Here is a 16,961-nt window from a genome sequence, read left to right as displayed (position 1 = left end):
CTGTGCGGGGTGACTCGACAAAATCGATTTCTACGAAATCACGATTTTTGAGTCACTCCCTATTTATTTTACTATGCGTTTTTCTCGATTAATCTTTCGTTGATTTCTTTTAAGATATTTTCTTTAAATTCAGCAAAGCTTTCTTCTTTTTGATCGTGTGAACCAAATGTTCTTACGTTAACATTTCTGTTTTCTACTTCTTTATCTCCAATTACTAAAGTATATGGAATTTTTTTGCTTGCTGCTTCACGGATTTTATATCCTAATTTTTCATCTCTATCATCGATAGCTACTTTAACACCAGCTTTTTTAAGTTCTTGCATGATTTCTTTAGAATAGTCATAGTGGTAGTCATTGTTTACTGGAATGATACGTACTTGGTTTGGTGATAACCATGTTGGTAAGTCTCCTTTGTACTCTTCTAATAAGAAGGCAACCATTCTTTCCATTGTTGATACAATACCACGGTGGATAACTACTGGACGGTGAGCTTTTCCATCTTCACCAATGTATTCTAGTTCGAATCTTTCTGGTAATAGGAAGTCTAATTGAATTGTAGATAATGTTTCTTGTTTTCCGATTGCTGTTTCTACTTGAACATCAAGTTTTGGTCCGTAGAATGCTGCTTCTCCTTCAGCTTCAACATAGTCTAAACCTAATTCATCGGCAGTTTCTTTTAACATTTGTTGAGCATTATTCCACATTGCATCATCGTCGAAGTATTTTTCAGTGTTTTCTGGATCTCTGTAAGATAGACGGTAGCTGAAGTTTTTAATACCTAAATCTTTGTATGCTTCTTCGATAAGTCCTACTGTAAGTTTGAATTCATCTTTAAGTTGGTCTGGACGAACGAAAATGTGAGCATCGTTTAGAGTCATACCACGAACACGTTGTAATCCACTTACAGCTCCACTTGCTTCATAACGGTGCATCATTCCAAGTTCAGCGATACGAATTGGAAGTTCACGGTATGAGTGACGTTCATTTTTATAAACCATCATGTGGTGAGGACAGTTCATTGGACGTAGTACCATTGTTTCGTGGTCCATCTCCATTGGTGGGAACATATCTTCTTGATAATGGTCCCAGTGTCCACTTGTAATATATAGGTCTTTAGATCCCATAATTGGAGTATAAACGTGATCATATCCTAATTCAACTTCTTTGTCTACGATATATCTTTCGATAGTACGACGGATAGTAGCACCATTTGGTAACCATAATGGTAATCCAGCACCAACTTTTTGACTTGTTGTGAAGATTCCTAATTCTTTACCAAGTTTTCTGTGGTCACGTTCACGTGCTTCTTGTAATCTCACTAAGTGTTGTTCCATATGATCTTTAGTGAAGTATGCTGTTCCGTAAATACGTTGTAACATTTTATTATCACTATTACCTCTCCAGTATGCACCAGCTACAGATAATAATTTAAATTCTTTAATTTTTGAAGTTGCACTTACGTGTCCTCCTCGACAAAGGTCAGTAAAGTCACCTTGTGTGTAAACTGTAATTACTTCATCAGCTGGAAGATCATTAATTAATTCTACTTTATATGGATCTTCTTTGAAGATTTCTAAAGCTTCTTCTTTACTTACTTCACGACCTTCAATTGCATAATTTTCGCTAATAATTTTCTTAACTTCTTTTTCAATTGCTTTGAAGTCTTCTTCTGAAACTTTATATTCAGCATCAAAGTCATAGTAGAATCCACCATCGATAGCTGGACCAACTCCGAAGTGTACATCTTTACCGTATAATCTTCTTAATGCTTGTGCTAATACGTGTGCGCAAGTGTGACGTAATACGTATAAACTATCTTTATCTTCGTCATCTGCAACAATTAATTTTAAGTGACCATCTTTTGTTATTGGTTTGTTAACTTCGATGTAATCCTCATCTAATTTTGCAGAAATAACTTTTTTCTTAAGACTAACACTGATACTTTCTGCAATTTCTAAAGGTGTTTTATTATCATATTCTCTTACATTTCCATCTGGAAAAACTAATTTAGCCATATTAAGGTCTCCTTCTTTCTTATATACTTAGTCTAACTTACTTAGAAATTAAAAAAGCCCCTTCTCTAGCCGAAACTAAAGAAGGGACGAATCTTTTCGTGGTACCACCCAAATTCGAAGTAATTTTACTTCCTCTTTGTGAATATAGCTCACTAACTATGTTAATACTATTAGCTAGGTAGTAACATATATTGCTTATAGGTATTTTCAGCACCATACCCTCTCTTAAATAAGTTAAATATATATCTTGTCCTAAGTATACGTTGATTTATTTCATTAATGTAATTCTAGCACAAAGATAGATGAATTTCAAGGGGAAACTCATCTATCTTTTTCATTTTATTTATTTTTTCTCCAATAACTTCTTATCCCACTAAAAGTAAAAATTAATATTAACAACATGAAAATATAATTTTTTACACTGAAATATTTCGCAGCTTCTGTTTTTACTACCTCTAGTTTTTTATCTATATTATTAGATTTTTTAACTTCTAAGTTATTTTTTTCGAATGTAGTTATGTCAGTTTCACTTACTTTAGTATTTTTTAAAGCTATATAATAAAGATATTTTGCATCCTTTAATGCTGAAATATCAGTCACCGCTGTATCAGATATATCTACACTAGAAATATTTGGTACATCTTTTAACACATCTATATTTCTTAGACCTATATTTTCGTTCAGCATCAATCGATATAAATATTTTTTATCTTTCAATGCATCTATATTTTCAATATTATTTTTATATAATAGTAACTCTTCTAGACTTAATAAATTTTTAAGTGCTGAGATATCACTTATACTATTTCTATCTAAATACACTACCCTTAACGACTTTAATTCAGTTAATGGTGTTATATCTTTAATAGCATTTTCTTCAGCAACAAGACTCTCAAGTTTTGTAGCATTTTTTATAAATGAAATATTATCTAAACCTATACCAGAAATATTTAAACTCCTTAAATTTTCAAGTTTCAAATTATTCGGAATATAGTCTTTCAAAACACTGTTCATCGAAACATCTAATGATTCTACTTTTAAATCATTTAGAAAATCTAAATTATTCATTAGATTTTTTCTAAGCACTAACTGTCTTAATTTTGTTAATTTCGCTAAACTCTTTGGATCTTTTATTTTATTATTTGTTAGATTTAAATCTTCCAATTCTACTAGTTTTTCTAAAGGTGTAATATCTTCAATAAAGTTATTTGATAGATTTAAATTTTTCAAATTAACAGCATATTCTAAACCTTTTAGAGAAAAAATATTTTTCCAAGGTAATGATAAACTTGTAAATTGTTCCATCATTCCTATCGTTACTTCTTCACCTTTATAGTCTTTATTAATATGAAATTTATAATATTCTAGTAACGCTTCTTTAAGATTAAGATCATCGAAATCTATTTTTTGACTATTTTCAATTTCTGTAAATCTCTTTTCTCCAAAGGGTACATAAACATCATTAGCTTTTATCGTTGGAGTAGATACAGCTAGTCCCAATAATGTTACGACAAAAGCTTTATATATTACCTTTTTCATCTTTTTCCTCTTTATTTTTTCTATACTCAGTTATTTTATTTCGCACAATTATTAATCCATATGCAGCAAGTGGAATTAAAAATACGAAATACGGGAATACATATCTACTTTTCGCTTCCCAAATCATATGAAATAATGTTCCACCAATGAATGCAACTGGGATTATCGTTAATATTTCTTTCTTCTGTATATATATATTTATCGCAAAAATTGTAGAAAATATGTACACAAATACTTGAAATACCTTCATAATAAATGAAATTACATCATGAGTTCCATCAAAGTAAATTTGTTTTATAAAAAAGTCTTTCACTTTTTCCAACTTAGTCTCATTATCAAAGTTTCTCTGTGGTGCTGTTACCAACAAACTTTGGAATGTTGGCTCTATAAATTGATTTTCATACTTTCTTTGATAAAAATCTAGGGCATAACTAGGATTTTTCTTAAATACCTCTACTCTTTGTTTTATAGAATCTTTAGAAATATCAGTTATACGTTTCGCATCATAATCCTCTTCTGGCATAATATCGTAGTTAAATCTATTCCACCAACCAGCTTCACGATCACCCTCTTGCATTCCCATCGCTATCCATGTAATTTTCGGAACACCATCAGCTATTGTCTTTTGGCTTTTTACTTCATAATAATTATAAATCATACTTTTAGAAGCACTCATTAAAAATAGGCTACTTACTATGAACGCAATAACTTTTTTATCTCTAACTCTAATAAGATAAATTACAGCTGCTGAAAATATTGCTAGCATATGTATTAAGTTATTACCTATAAATAGAATTGCAATATTAATACTTATAGCACTTATTACTAACATATACCACTTTTTATATTTAATATACTTTATAAAATAATAATAAGCAACTAGTGTTAAAAACATACCTGGTAGTAATCCGTAAACAAATGCAACATAAAATATTAATGGAAAACATAGTCCACTAAGAATTACAACTAAATAGTTTGTATCTTCATCTTCAAACATTATATTAGATATTTTATATAACATAAAGATTATATAACTGATCGAAAAACTTTGCATTATATATAAAATAAATGTTGCTCTACCAAACAATGACAGTATTATTTGGAAAAGAAATACTGTTGTAATCTGGTGTGAATATATATATAAATAGTTATTTCCTTTATCAAGACCACTGTAGTTTTCTCTTATGAAATTATTAGCTTGATCTATTACATTAAATGGATCAAATTGCACATAATCACGTCTCAATATCGCAAATAATATACTAATAATAAATGTGTAAATCATTACAACTAAGACTAGTCTTTGAACACTTATTATTTTTTTCAAATATCTTGCTAATATTAAGATAACTATACTAAATATTATAAGAAATATAACATTTAGTATAGCACTATCATTTTCATAATATAAAGTTTCTTGATAATCTTTCGGAAATATCGCTGTTTTTGTTAATACTAGTAGTGAATTTATCCCCATAAGCACCATAAAAATCACAGCTATAACTTTTACTAAAAAGTTAGAAAATTTATTTAATATTTCCTTATTCATTGCCAATTATTCCTCTTCGTTTTTTTCTTCGTTTAAGAATTGTTCAACAATGAATCTTGGGCGTCCTTTTGTTTCTAAGTAGATTTTACCTACATATTCACCTACAATACCTAATGAAATCATAATCATTCCACCAATGAACCACATCGATATCATTAAGCTCGACCACCCTGGTCTTGCAAATCCTGCAAAGTAACTATATAAAGTGTAGAAAAATACTATCGCAGCGATAAATATCATTAATGCTCCGCCTATAGTAATAAATCTAATTAATTTTACAGATAAAGAAGTAATTCCTTCAAAAGCAAATGCTAACATCTTAGATAATGGATATTTACTTTCTCCAGCAAATCTTTCCGCACGTTCGTATGTTACAATATCACTTGGATATCCTATCATAGGAACAATACCACGTAAGAATAAGTTTACTTCTTTAAACTGAGCTAATCCTTCTAATGCACGTTTACTCATTAAACGATAGTCTGCATGGTTAAATACTGTATTAGCACCTAGTTTTTCCATTACTTTATAGAATGCTTCAGCTGTGAAACGTTTAAAGAATGTATCTGTAGTTCTTGCTGAACGAACACCGTAAACTACATCAGCACCTTCAAGATATTTTTTCATCATTTCATCCATAGCGTTAATATCATCTTGTAAATCAGCATCCATAGAAATACTTACATCACAGTGATCCTTAACAGTCATAAGTCCTGCTAATAGAGCATTTTGGTGACCTCTGTTTCTACTTAGGTTAATACCACTGAATAATGGATTTTTTTTATGAAGTTCTTCTATCATCTTCCATGTTTTATCTTTTGAACCATCGTTCACTAAAACAACACGGCTATCTTTTGAAATTAAATCTTCTTCTATCATAGAATTCATTTTAACTTCTAATCTTTTTGCAGTTTCGTTTAATACCTCTTCTTCATTGTAACAAGGTATAACTACATATAACTTTTTCATTACAAATCTCCTATTTTATTTTTTACTTATCGCTTTATTAAGTCTATTTAATAAAGCTTTATTCTCTTTCGTCTCTTCAATCGGTAGTATAAAAATTTCTTCTACCTCTTCTTCATCAAACTCCCTTAGAATATTATATAAATTTTTATTAGATTGTTCAACACTTTTCTCATTATCCGCTAAATATTTTACAGAAACATTTAAAAAGTCAACTTCTGATTCCATTTCTTTATATGTAATGAAGCCCGTTTTTTTATCTCTTTCTTTTAAAATACTTATTAATTTCTCAAATGAATCATTAAACAACACTAAGTCCGCTTCTGGAGAATAATGTCTATATTTCATTCCAGGTGCTATAGGAGTTGTATTTTTTGTTAATATTTCTTCATTATATTTTACACTACCTTCTCCTAGTACACCTTCTATATCTTCTTTTGTAATTTCTCCAGGACGTGCAATAACAAGTGGATATCTCGTACAATCAATAACTGTACTTTCCAAACCTATATCTGATTGCTCATCTTCGATTATTACATCAATTTTCCCATTCAAATCATGGTAAACATGTTCAAATTTTGTTGGAGATGGTTTACCACTTGTATTAGCACTCGGTGCTGCTAATAAAACTTTAGTTTCCTTTAATATTTCTCGAGCCGTAATATTAGAAGGCATTCTAACAGCTAATGTATTTAATCCTGCAGTAACCTTTTTAGAAACGCCATTGTTATCTTTAGCATTTAAAATTAGCGTCATAGGCCCAGGCCAAAAATTATTTATTAGTTTTTTTACATTTTCATCGTTATAATTTACTATGCTATCCAATTGACTCATTTCATAAAAATGAACAATTAATGGATTGTCACTAGGACGCCCTTTAGCTTCATATATTTTACTTACCGCTTCATCGTCCATAGCATTAGCACTAAGTCCATATACCGTTTCTGTTGGAATAGCTACTAATTTTCCTTCTTTATAATACGTAGTTAACTTACTATATATTTCTTCTTTATTTTCACTTTTAGAAATATTAATTATTTCTGTTTCCATCCTATCTCCTTTCTTTAATTTCATACTACAATATTATTAATATTGTAATAACTATTATTAATATATAACTTAAATAATCTAGATTATTATATTTCAATACTTTATACTTACTTCTTATACCAGTTGTAGAATACCCTCTTACTTCCATTGCAGTAGCAAGTTCATCAGCTCTTTTTAGAGTAGCTATAAATAAGGGGATTAATATTGGAATAAACTTTCTTACTTTCTGCACTAGATTTCCCTCATTAAAATCTGAACCACGAGAAACCTGTGCATTTATTATCCTATTAGCTTCTTCTAATATAGTCGGAATGAATCTTAGTGAAATTGATAATACTAATGCAAAAGTTGAAATTGGAATTCCTACTTTCTGTAAGAATCCAAGACTCTTTTCTATAGCATTCGTTATCTCAGTTGGTGAAGTAGTAGCCATAAAAACTACCATTATCATAACAACTAAAATAAACCTAACGGTTATCAATAATATTCCAAAAAGTGCTCCACTATAAATCTTCCAACCCAACACTTCTAACAATACTTCGCCTTTTTTATTAAAAACAAGATGAATAAAAGAAGTGAATATAATCAATATACTAATTGCTTTCACACTATTTATTAAAAACGCTGGACTTGTTTTCGATAATATCACTATCATTATCAACATTAAAAACAAGATAGAAAACTCTAGAACATTATAAGCAATAAAGACATCTACTAAGTACAAAATTACAAAAAATATTTTCGCTCTAGGATCTAGATTATGAATAATTGTATTCAATGGAATATATTTACTTATTAATGAATTATTCATTTACACTACTTCCTATCTTATTTTTTAAAGCGCCTATTAAATCTTCGTATTTCCTAGGAAATACATCTAGCTTAATATTATTTTCTTGCAGCTTATTATAAAATTTTAGTAATTCTGGTTGTTCCAGTGAATTTTCTTTAAGAAGCTGTTTATCTTCAAAAAGTTCCTCTACTGTTCCTTCAAAATTAATTTTTCCATTTTTCAAAACAAAAACTTTATCTGCATATTCTAATACGTAGTTCATATTATGAGATATAAGAACTATTGTCATATTAAGTTCGTCTTTAAGTTTTTTGACCATGGTCATGATTTCTTCACGACTCTTATAATCTAAAGCTACTGTTGGCTCATCTAATATCAATACTTTCGGTTCGAGAGCAAGTACTCCACATAGAGCAACTTTCCTCATCTCTCCACCAGAAAGTTCAAATGGTGATTTATCCAAGTAACTCTCATCTAGTCCGACTAACTTTATTAATTCTTTAGCTTTAGAAATAGCTCTTTCTTCTGATATACCGTAGTTTAATGGTGCAAAGATAATATCTTTTAATACACTTGTTTCAAATAATTGTTGCTCAGAAAATTGGAATAATACGGCAACATCTTGTCTTAATACTTTTAATTTTTTAGCCAGTTCACGCTTTTCTTTTTTACTTTTCGGATTAGTAATTAGTACATTATTTACCAATACTTCTCCTTGTGTAGGTAATAATAAACCATTAATATGCTCTATAAGAGTAGATTTACCACTCCCAGTCTTACCTATTATAACTGTATAACTTCCTTCTTCTACGTTCAAGTTAATATCTTTCAATACTTCTCTTGCATAAGGGGTTTTATAATTATAAGTATAGCTTACATTTTTCAAACTAATTTGCATATTTTTTTCACTACACTCTCCTCGTCTTCTTCTATTTCAAATATATCTTGATTTAGGTAATTATTTAGATCTTTTTTTACTCTTTCTACAAAAGGAACTTCTAAACTATATTTTTCCAATATTGTCGTATCAGAATATAATGTAGTATAGTCTCCATGATAAACTATTTCTCCACCTTCTAATATAACAATATCATCCGAATAAATACTCTCTTCTGCATCATGAGTAATTGATATTATAGTTATTCCTTTTTCTCTATTAATTTTTTTTATATACCCTAAAATGGACTTTCTTGCCTTTGGATCAAGCATACTCGTAGCCTCATCCAATATTAGTATCTCAGGCTTTAAAGCTAGTGAAGATGCTATTGCAACCCGTTGTTTTTGTCCTCCTGACAGTGATGATGGCTCATATTTTCTGTAGTCACTCATATCTACAATCTCTAAAACCTCATCTATTATTTTATCCATATCTTCTTGTGGTATATTCCTATTTTCAAGCCCAAAAGCAATGTCTTCTTCTACAGTAGAACCTACAAATTGGTTGTCAGGATTTTGAAATACTATAGCTATTTTATTTTTTATATCATCATAAATTTCTTTACTGTATTCTTCATTATTAAATAGGAGCTTCCCAGAAGTTGCTAGATTCTGACCGTAAATCAACTTCATTAACGTTGATTTTCCACTTCCATTTTTTCCTAAGACACTTAGCCAATGCCCTTCTTTTATTTCTAAATTTATATTTGATAATGCAGTCTTTTTAGAACTAGAATACTGAAAAAAAACATCTTCAAATTTTATCATTTTATTACCTAATTTCTATAGAATATCTTTTTATTATATCAAATATCCCGATTTTTCTCAATCTAAATGGGGCTAATCCAAAAGTCCTAAATTTTAACAAAGTTCATATGAGAATTCATAGACGCAGCGGTTTATTGATATCTAAATTCATTTTATAAAAGCTTTTTAGATATCTAATAAACTGTACGAGGGTAACTCTGAAAAATCGATTTCTATGAAATCACGATTTTCAAGTCACTCCTATCTGTTATTTATTGCAGTAACTTTGTAAACTATTTTTTATAAACTCATTTACTTTATCGTCATCATATACTACCTCTTTTAGGTATAATCCAGTAGCATCTGCCTTAGGGCCAGCAAATTGACGTTCTCTTTTATCTAATATTTCTTTTATATAGTCCGCTTCATACTTACCAGCAGCTACATTTTGTATAGTTCCAATAATTATCCTAACCATATTATATAAAAAACCATTCCCTGTAATTTCAAAGTTTACAATGTTAGGGTTAATCGGATCTTTTTCCATAGTTAAACTATATATCGTCCTAACCTTATCCTCAACACTAGAGTTTTTCGAACAAAATGATGAAAAGTCATGTTCTCCTATAAAATATTTCAGTGCTTCTTGAGCCTTTTCAAAATTAAAATCAAAACTATGTTTACCTACATAATTTAATAAAAATGGATCAACTTCTCTTCCAATATATAATTTATAATAATATGTTTTTTGTGTACTATTATATCTAACATGGAAATCCTCTGAAACTGTCGTTGCTCCTACTATTCTAATATCTTTTGGAATAGTAGCATTTAAAGCCTTAACCCAGGCAACATCTGGAATATTTAAATCAGTATCAAAATGTAATACCTGCCCATATGCATGAACACCACTGTCCGTTCTTCCACTCATATAAAGTCGCACATCTTTTTTATTAATTTTCTTTAAACTCTTCTCAATTTCTTCTTGAATTGTATTATTATTTGGTTGTATTTGAAATCCATGGTAATTGCTACCATCATATCTACAAAGTAAAGCTATTCTCACTTTTATCTCCTACATCTTTTATTTTTAATATTTTTTTGCCTCTTCTTCTGTCATCCAAAAATGAATACCTCCGGTTGAATCATACCATCGATCTTCATTGAAATTTCCTGCATAAACCCACTCTCCAAGTTTATAACAAAAGTCCTCAGCAACAGTTGACCATGCTTCGTCATAAAAAATAGTACCTTCAAAATTTTTTATTTCTAATACCTTAGCCTTATCACATCTGCAACAGTTTCTAGTTGAAGATACTCTTTTTGAATCACTTGGTATCAAAAGCTTTATAATTCTATTATTAAGTCCTTTTTTATAAGCAATAAACGCTCCTTGTTCAGGACAATATAATTTAAAATACTCCGTTTTATTATCAAAAATAATATTTTTTAAATTTGCACCTTCTAAAACAGCTGCATATAACTTGGCACCCTTAATATTGGCATTTTGTAAATTCACCCTTCTCATCGATGCTTTTTTTAGATTCGAATTAACAAAAAGAGCATTTTTCATATTACAATCATCTAGAAGACAATTTTCTAGATTACTATCTGTAAAATCTACATTACTAAAATCTACATTGATAAAATTTGAAGAAGAAAAATCTAATCTCGATAAATTAAACCCTTTTAAATTCATATCTTCAAAAATCAAGTCATTAAAATTCTTTTCCCCGTGTTTTAATCGTTCACTAAATTCCTCATACGAAATTTTTTTCATATATTAACACCTCTATATGATATTATAGCATATACAGTGACTTTCTATAAATTTTATCTGAATAAAATATTTTAAAAAAATACCGATTCAAAAATTAGATTCTCTTCTAACTTTTAAGTCGGTATCTAAATATTTATAATTATCTAAAATATAATTTTATATTGAGTCTAAATAACTCATTATATCTTCACATATATTGTAACTAGCCTTGGGTAAATAATTCCCCCTCATATTGGACTTCATTTTTTCAATGTTATCTTTCGATAATAATTGTTCTACATATTTCAGTACTTCCTCTTGATTTTTAGCAATTTTGGCCATATTATGTTTCTTGAAGTATCTAGCATTCTCCATCTCCTGACCTGGTACTGGATTAAAAAGAATTAATGGAATATTACTAGCTAATGCTTCAGATATAGTTACTCCTCCAGCCTTTGTTATGAGTACACTAGAAGATTTCATCCACTCATACATATTCTCTGTATATCCAAAGATCTTAACACCTTTATCTCCACTATATTTATACTCTAACTCTTTTTTCAACTTCATGTTCTTACCACAAATTACTACTACTTGAATATCGTTACCCTTCTTTTTCAATTGCTCGATAAGTATTGTAAAATCAGTAGATACCCCGAAAGCTCCTGCAGATAATAAAACTGTATTTTTTGTAGTACTTAGTCCATTATCTCTTAACCAACTATCAGTATCAAAATTATCATCAAATTTTTCTGCAATCGGTATACCAAATTTTTTAATCTTGTTTTTTTCTACACCTAATTTCAACAGCTCTTTTTCAGTATCATCAGTCGCAACGTAGTATTGAACCTCTCCTTTGGTTAGCCAACTTTTATGAAAATGATAATCTGTTATTATATTTACTATTGGTATCTTTTTATTTTTTAATAAAGATAATACTGGTATCGGAAATGTAGATACAATAATGTCTGGTTTAACCTCTTTCACTAATTTTTTTAAATACTCATAACTAAAATACCTGTAGATAGAGATATCACTTTGATTCCTACCAGCATAATATAAATAGCCATAGATATCTCTAAAATACGAAAAGCTATATAGATACAACTTTTTCAAAACAGGCGTTAAGTTCGGATGTGCCTGTAAAAATAAATCAGACTCTATTACCGTCACTTTGTCACCATAGTACTTATCAAATATTTCTCTAACATTTTTTGAAACTTGCAGATGCCCGTTCCCAAATGAGCCTGTTATCAATAAAATCCTCTTCATACTCTTTCTCCTTACGTCCTACTATAATAAATTAGATTGTAAATTAGCACTATTGCACTTCCTAAAGATACCCCCGCTATCGTATCAGTTGGATAGTGAACTCCTAAATAAATTCTAGAGCTTACTATAAATAAAATTCCAACTATAGCTACAAGAATCGGAGTATATGTATTTTTCTTCATCAATTTTACGGATATTAAGGCTAACGATAAATATAATATTGTAGCTGAAGTTGAATGTCCACTAGGAAAACTTAAACTATTCAACTCTACTAATCGATGAATATTCGGGCGTGGACGATTAAATATTGTTTTAATAAAAGCCATCACTATCCCGCATGTTCCCATTGTAAGAGTTAAAAATAAAGCCTCTCTTTTAAACTTTCTTGCGAATAAAATTATAACTATCATAGCTGTTATTACTGCACTTTGTTTCGTATCTGCTATATTAGTCACATTTAAGAATATATTAGTAAGTATAGGATTCTCTAATCCTTGAATAAAATGGATAATTGTGTTATCTAGAGGCTTTAAGAAACTATTATACCCACTAGCCATTAAGATAAATATTCCAATAAAAAATATAACTAAATTTATCTGTCTTCTTTTTGTCATCTTATCTCCTATAAAATTATTTACTTTATAATTCCTATAATAATACCATAATTTAATACATATAGATAGTAAAATAAAATTTCCCCTTTCTCTTGATTTATATAACATTTGTTCCGACTTTCCATTTTTCTTTATTTCTTAGTATCTACCTCCTCAAAATTTTAAAATTAATATGTTTCCGTTAACTATTTTAACATTAATATTATGCTATAATTTATTACTCTTTTTCTATAACTTCATCAAATTTGACTACATTTAATTTTTAAAAATCCACACTGATCTCCCTTAGATATAACTTGAAATTTCGCATGTTATCATTTATAATTATTAAGTTAACTAAACAAATATTAATAGGAGGCTTTATGTCGAAAGAACCTATGTCGAAAATTAAAAAAATCATAATATTAATATCTTCTATATTTTTAGTATCCATAGCTGCTCTTTATTACTTAAATAAAAAGCATATTGTAAATTTAAATAAAATAACATCTTATTGGCATACTAATAATACAGATAATACAAACGAACAAGCCAATGCCGAACAAAATGATAATAAAGAAGAAGCAAAAGAACCAGAGAAAAAAGTTAAATCTTTAGAAGAAAAACAAGCTACAATGACGCTGATGCTACAACTATGAAGTCATTAGGTTTAGATTTTGATTATGCAAATATGACTTTACCTGAAGTTGTCCAAGCTTACCTAAAAGCAAATGGAATTAAAAATTCTCAAGTAGCTTTCTCATATAAAAACTTAAACACTGGGGAATTAATAGAAATGAATGAAACTCAGCCGATGACTGCAGGATCTACTTATAAACTTCCACTTAATATGATAGTTGTCGATGATTTTGAAAAGTATAATTTATCTATGACCGAACGTTACGATATAACTAAAACAGAGTATGAATATATCGGAGAGCACGATGCATATGTTAGAGCTTTTAATGGGGCTATGACTATTCCAGAAATGCAACAGTATTCATTAGTTTATTCAGAAAATACTCCAGCATATGCTCTTGGTGATCGCTTAGGCGGTATGAGTGAAGTATATAAAATGTATAATAGATATGGAGAGTCTAAAGGAGAACTAAAAACTTTCAGTACTGATAACAAAACTACAACTAACTACTATATCCAAGTACTTCAACATCTATGGGATAATAAAGAGAAATATAAAGATATCCGTCAATATATCGGAGAGTCTTTCCCAGGTGAATACTACAAACGCTATTTACCAAATCTAAAAATTGAGCAAAAACCAGGTTATGTTAATGATGCACTAAACGTTGATGCAATAGTTTATGAAAAAACTCCTTATATTATTGCTCTATATACGGCTGGTTTAGGTGGAACAACTCCTGCTACCCAAGAAATTAATCTTGTTGGTTTAAACCAGGTTGGACAACTTTCATATGTTATAAATGAATGGCACCGTGTTAATATGAATATGTAATCAAATAATATTTAATGCTAATCAATTATCTAGAATTGGCCAGAAATAAAAATTTCTGAGCCAATTCTTTTTATTTATACTTTGACAAATTCTATTTTTTAATTTATAATATTTGTAAAGTTATAACTTTACAAATATTATAAATGGAGGTAGTTATGTTTTGCAATAATAGATTAAAATCTTTGCGTACTAAAAGAAAAGTTTCTCAAACTGCAGTAGCTGAATATCTTGGTGTTACTCGTGCTGCCTATAATAGTTGGGAAAAAGGTAAATATATTCCAAATAAAAAAAATTTAAAAGAACTAGCTCTTTATTTCAATGTAGAAACTAACTATTTTGAATCAGAATACGAAATAGTTAATAAATATCTACAGTTAAACGATATAAATCAAAAGAAACTTTTGACTATAGCAAACGAACTATATATTTCTCAATTGTATAAATATCAAGTTCACGCAAAATTATCAGCTGGACTAGGAAATTTCTACTATGAAAACTACGATTTTGATACAGTTTATTTTGATAAAGATATCCCCTATGATATAGCCTCATGGATTGATGGGGATTCTATGGAACCTAAATACCATAGCGGAGATGTCGCCCTAATTAAGAAAACTGGGTATGATTTTGACGGATTAGTTTACGCTGTAGTCTACAATGAAGAAACATACATAAAAAAAGTTTATTTGGAGGGCAATATTGTTCGCTTAGTTTCTATCAACGATAGTTACAAAGACATAATGGCTCCTATAGAAGAAGTACATATTGTAGGAATAGTCACAGATTCGTTTAAACCAATAACAGAGGTGTAAATCCATGGGAATAATTGACTACACATTAGAACCTCATTCTGACATAGCATTTATAGACATGAAATCTTTTTACGCTAGTGTCGAATGTGTAGAACGTGGACTTAATCCGCTAACTACCTCACTTTGTGTAATGAGTAGATGTGATAATTCTAATGGTCTAATCTTAGCCAGCTCTCCTATATTTAAAGAAGTTTTCGGAAAAAATAATGTTGGAAGAAGTTACGATCTACCTTTTGATATCAATACACGACGTTTTTCGTTTTATAATGCAAAAAGACAAGGGCTTAAAATAACTCCAGAATATATTAAACACATTGAATCTTGGGCTAAGAAAACATTAATAGTTCCCCCAAGAATGACTCTATATATTGAGAAAAATATACAAATACTCAACGTACTAAAAAATTATGTTCCAAACGAAGATATACATCCCTACTCGATTGATGAAGGTTTTATCGATTTAACTCAGTCCCTTAATTACTTCATAAAAGATTCTACTAAAACAAGAAAAGAAAAATTGGACATAATTTGTGCGAAAATCCAACATGATATATGGAAAAAAACAGGAGTATATTCAACTGTGGGCATGAGTAATTCTAATCCACTTCTAGCAAAACTTGCTTTAGATAATGAAGCTAAGAAAACTCCTACTATGCGAGCAAATTGGTCATACGAAGATGTTGAAACAAAAGTGTGGAGTATACCAACTCTTACTGATTTTTGGGGTATAGGAAAAAGAACAGAAAAAAGATTAAATAAATTAAAAATAGATTCTGTTAAAGATTTAGCAAATGCTAATCCTGATATACTAAAAAAAGAATTTGGAATTATCGGAGTTCAGCTATGGTTCCACGCAAATGGTATAGATGAAAGTAAGCCCTCAAAACCTTATAAGCCAAAATCAAAAGGTTTAGGTAACTCCCAAGTCCTTCCTAAAGACTATAAAATAAAATCACAAATAGAATTAGTTTTATCTGAAATGGCTGAACAAGTCGCCATAAGACTAAGAAGAATTAAGAAGAACGCAAAATCCGTACATATTCATATTAGTTACAGTAGAATTGAAAATAAAAAATCTATTAACGCATCTAAAAAGATTAATCCTACTCAAAGCACAAAGCAACTAACCGATTATGTTTTAGAACTCTTTAGAAGTAAATATGATGGTGGTGCTGTGCGTTCTATCGCAGTTAGATACGATAATTTAGTAGATGATAATCTTACAATATACACTCTATTCGATGATATTGAAGCTATTGAAAAACAAAGAAAAATAGATAAAACATTAGATAGTATACGTGATAAATATGGATTTCTCTCTGTACAAAATGGAAGTATGTTAATGGAAGGTTCACGTGTTAAAGAAAGAAGTAAATTAGTAGGAGGACATGCCGGTGGTATGGATGGAATAATATGATAAACAGAAATTATCTCCCTTATAAATCCGCAAGAGAAT

At 29.4% G+C, this 16,961-nt stretch carries 16 protein-coding genes; 4 read left to right on the top strand and 12 right to left on the bottom strand.

The genetic code is table 11. The annotated features are described in order from the left end of the window. Positions 1–71: 71 nt before the first annotated feature. The 12 genes from thrS to ACWOA3_RS00890 form a co-directional block, all read right to left on the bottom strand. On the bottom strand, positions 72–2,015 hold the full coding sequence (thrS, locus tag ACWOA3_RS00945) for a threonine--tRNA ligase (RefSeq protein WP_456883807.1): 1,944 nt from the start codon (positions 2,013–2,015) through the stop codon (positions 72–74). 339 nt (positions 2,016–2,354) lie between these two features. Beyond that, complete coding sequence (locus ACWOA3_RS00940; protein ID WP_456883806.1) at positions 2,355–3,554, bottom strand: leucine-rich repeat domain-containing protein; 1,200 nt, start codon at positions 3,552–3,554, stop codon at positions 2,355–2,357. After that, entirely contained in the window at positions 3,535–5,103 is a 1,569-nt protein-coding gene (locus tag ACWOA3_RS00935; protein ID WP_456883805.1) for a hypothetical protein, read from the bottom strand. The genes ACWOA3_RS00940 and ACWOA3_RS00935 overlap by 20 nt, the downstream gene beginning before the upstream one ends. A gap of 6 nt (positions 5,104–5,109) precedes the next feature. Continuing rightward, a complete protein-coding gene (locus ACWOA3_RS00930) occupies positions 5,110–6,072 on the bottom strand; it encodes a glycosyltransferase family 2 protein (protein ID WP_048803463.1) in 963 nt (320 codons plus the stop codon). 15 nt (positions 6,073–6,087) lie between these two features. Then, entirely contained in the window at positions 6,088–7,119 is a 1,032-nt protein-coding gene (locus tag ACWOA3_RS00925; RefSeq protein ID WP_456883804.1) for an L-threonylcarbamoyladenylate synthase, read from the bottom strand. A gap of 25 nt (positions 7,120–7,144) precedes the next feature. Further along, positions 7,145–7,930, bottom strand: coding sequence for an energy-coupling factor transporter transmembrane component T family protein (locus ACWOA3_RS00920; RefSeq protein WP_456883803.1), 786 nt, complete (start codon positions 7,928–7,930; stop codon positions 7,145–7,147). Then, entirely contained in the window at positions 7,923–8,810 is an 888-nt protein-coding gene (locus ACWOA3_RS00915; RefSeq protein WP_456883802.1) for an energy-coupling factor transporter ATPase, read from the bottom strand. The genes ACWOA3_RS00920 and ACWOA3_RS00915 overlap by 8 nt, the downstream gene beginning before the upstream one ends. Further along, positions 8,795–9,616 (bottom strand): energy-coupling factor transporter ATPase, encoded by an 822-nt coding sequence (locus tag ACWOA3_RS00910; RefSeq protein WP_172497820.1) that lies wholly within the window; start codon positions 9,614–9,616, stop codon positions 8,795–8,797. Before ACWOA3_RS00910 ends, ACWOA3_RS00915 begins: the two co-directional genes overlap by 16 nt. A gap of 247 nt (positions 9,617–9,863) precedes the next feature. Further along, the gene (truA, locus tag ACWOA3_RS00905; protein WP_456883801.1) at positions 9,864–10,661 is read right to left on the bottom strand and encodes a tRNA pseudouridine(38-40) synthase TruA; all 798 of its coding nucleotides are present in this window, start codon (positions 10,659–10,661) and stop codon (positions 9,864–9,866) included. Between the two features lie 24 nt (positions 10,662–10,685). Next, positions 10,686–11,375, bottom strand: a complete 690-nt coding sequence (locus ACWOA3_RS00900) for a DUF5758 domain-containing protein (protein ID WP_456883800.1) — start codon at positions 11,373–11,375, stop codon at positions 10,686–10,688. 156 nt (positions 11,376–11,531) lie between these two features. After that, positions 11,532–12,626, bottom strand: coding sequence for an MGDG synthase family glycosyltransferase (locus ACWOA3_RS00895; RefSeq protein WP_456883798.1), 1,095 nt, complete (start codon positions 12,624–12,626; stop codon positions 11,532–11,534). Positions 12,627–12,637: 11 nt separating this feature from the next. Then, complete coding sequence (locus tag ACWOA3_RS00890) at positions 12,638–13,240, bottom strand: phosphatase PAP2 family protein (RefSeq protein ID WP_456883796.1); 603 nt, start codon at positions 13,238–13,240, stop codon at positions 12,638–12,640. A gap of 362 nt (positions 13,241–13,602) precedes the next feature. Here ACWOA3_RS00890 and ACWOA3_RS00885 point away from each other — a divergent pair, with 362 nt between their 5' ends. The 4 genes from ACWOA3_RS00885 (at position 13,603) to ACWOA3_RS00870 (ending at position 16,922) form a co-directional block, all read left to right on the top strand. After that, the gene (locus ACWOA3_RS00885; protein WP_456883795.1) at positions 13,603–13,878 is read left to right on the top strand and encodes a hypothetical protein; all 276 of its coding nucleotides are present in this window, start codon (positions 13,603–13,605) and stop codon (positions 13,876–13,878) included. Continuing rightward, positions 13,875–14,693 (top strand): serine hydrolase, encoded by an 819-nt coding sequence (locus ACWOA3_RS00880; RefSeq protein ID WP_456883794.1) that lies wholly within the window; start codon positions 13,875–13,877, stop codon positions 14,691–14,693. Before ACWOA3_RS00885 ends, ACWOA3_RS00880 begins: the two co-directional genes overlap by 4 nt. A 155-nt stretch (positions 14,694–14,848) precedes the next feature. Next, positions 14,849–15,505, top strand: a complete 657-nt coding sequence (locus ACWOA3_RS00875) for a S24 family peptidase (RefSeq protein ID WP_456883793.1) — start codon at positions 14,849–14,851, stop codon at positions 15,503–15,505. A gap of 4 nt (positions 15,506–15,509) precedes the next feature. After that, positions 15,510–16,922, top strand: a complete 1,413-nt coding sequence (locus ACWOA3_RS00870; protein WP_456883792.1) for a Y-family DNA polymerase — start codon at positions 15,510–15,512, stop codon at positions 16,920–16,922. Positions 16,923–16,961: the final 39 nt, after the last annotated feature.

Source organism: Gemella taiwanensis (assembly GCF_054054385.1).
This window is presented reverse-complemented; position numbering and strand designations above follow the sequence as displayed.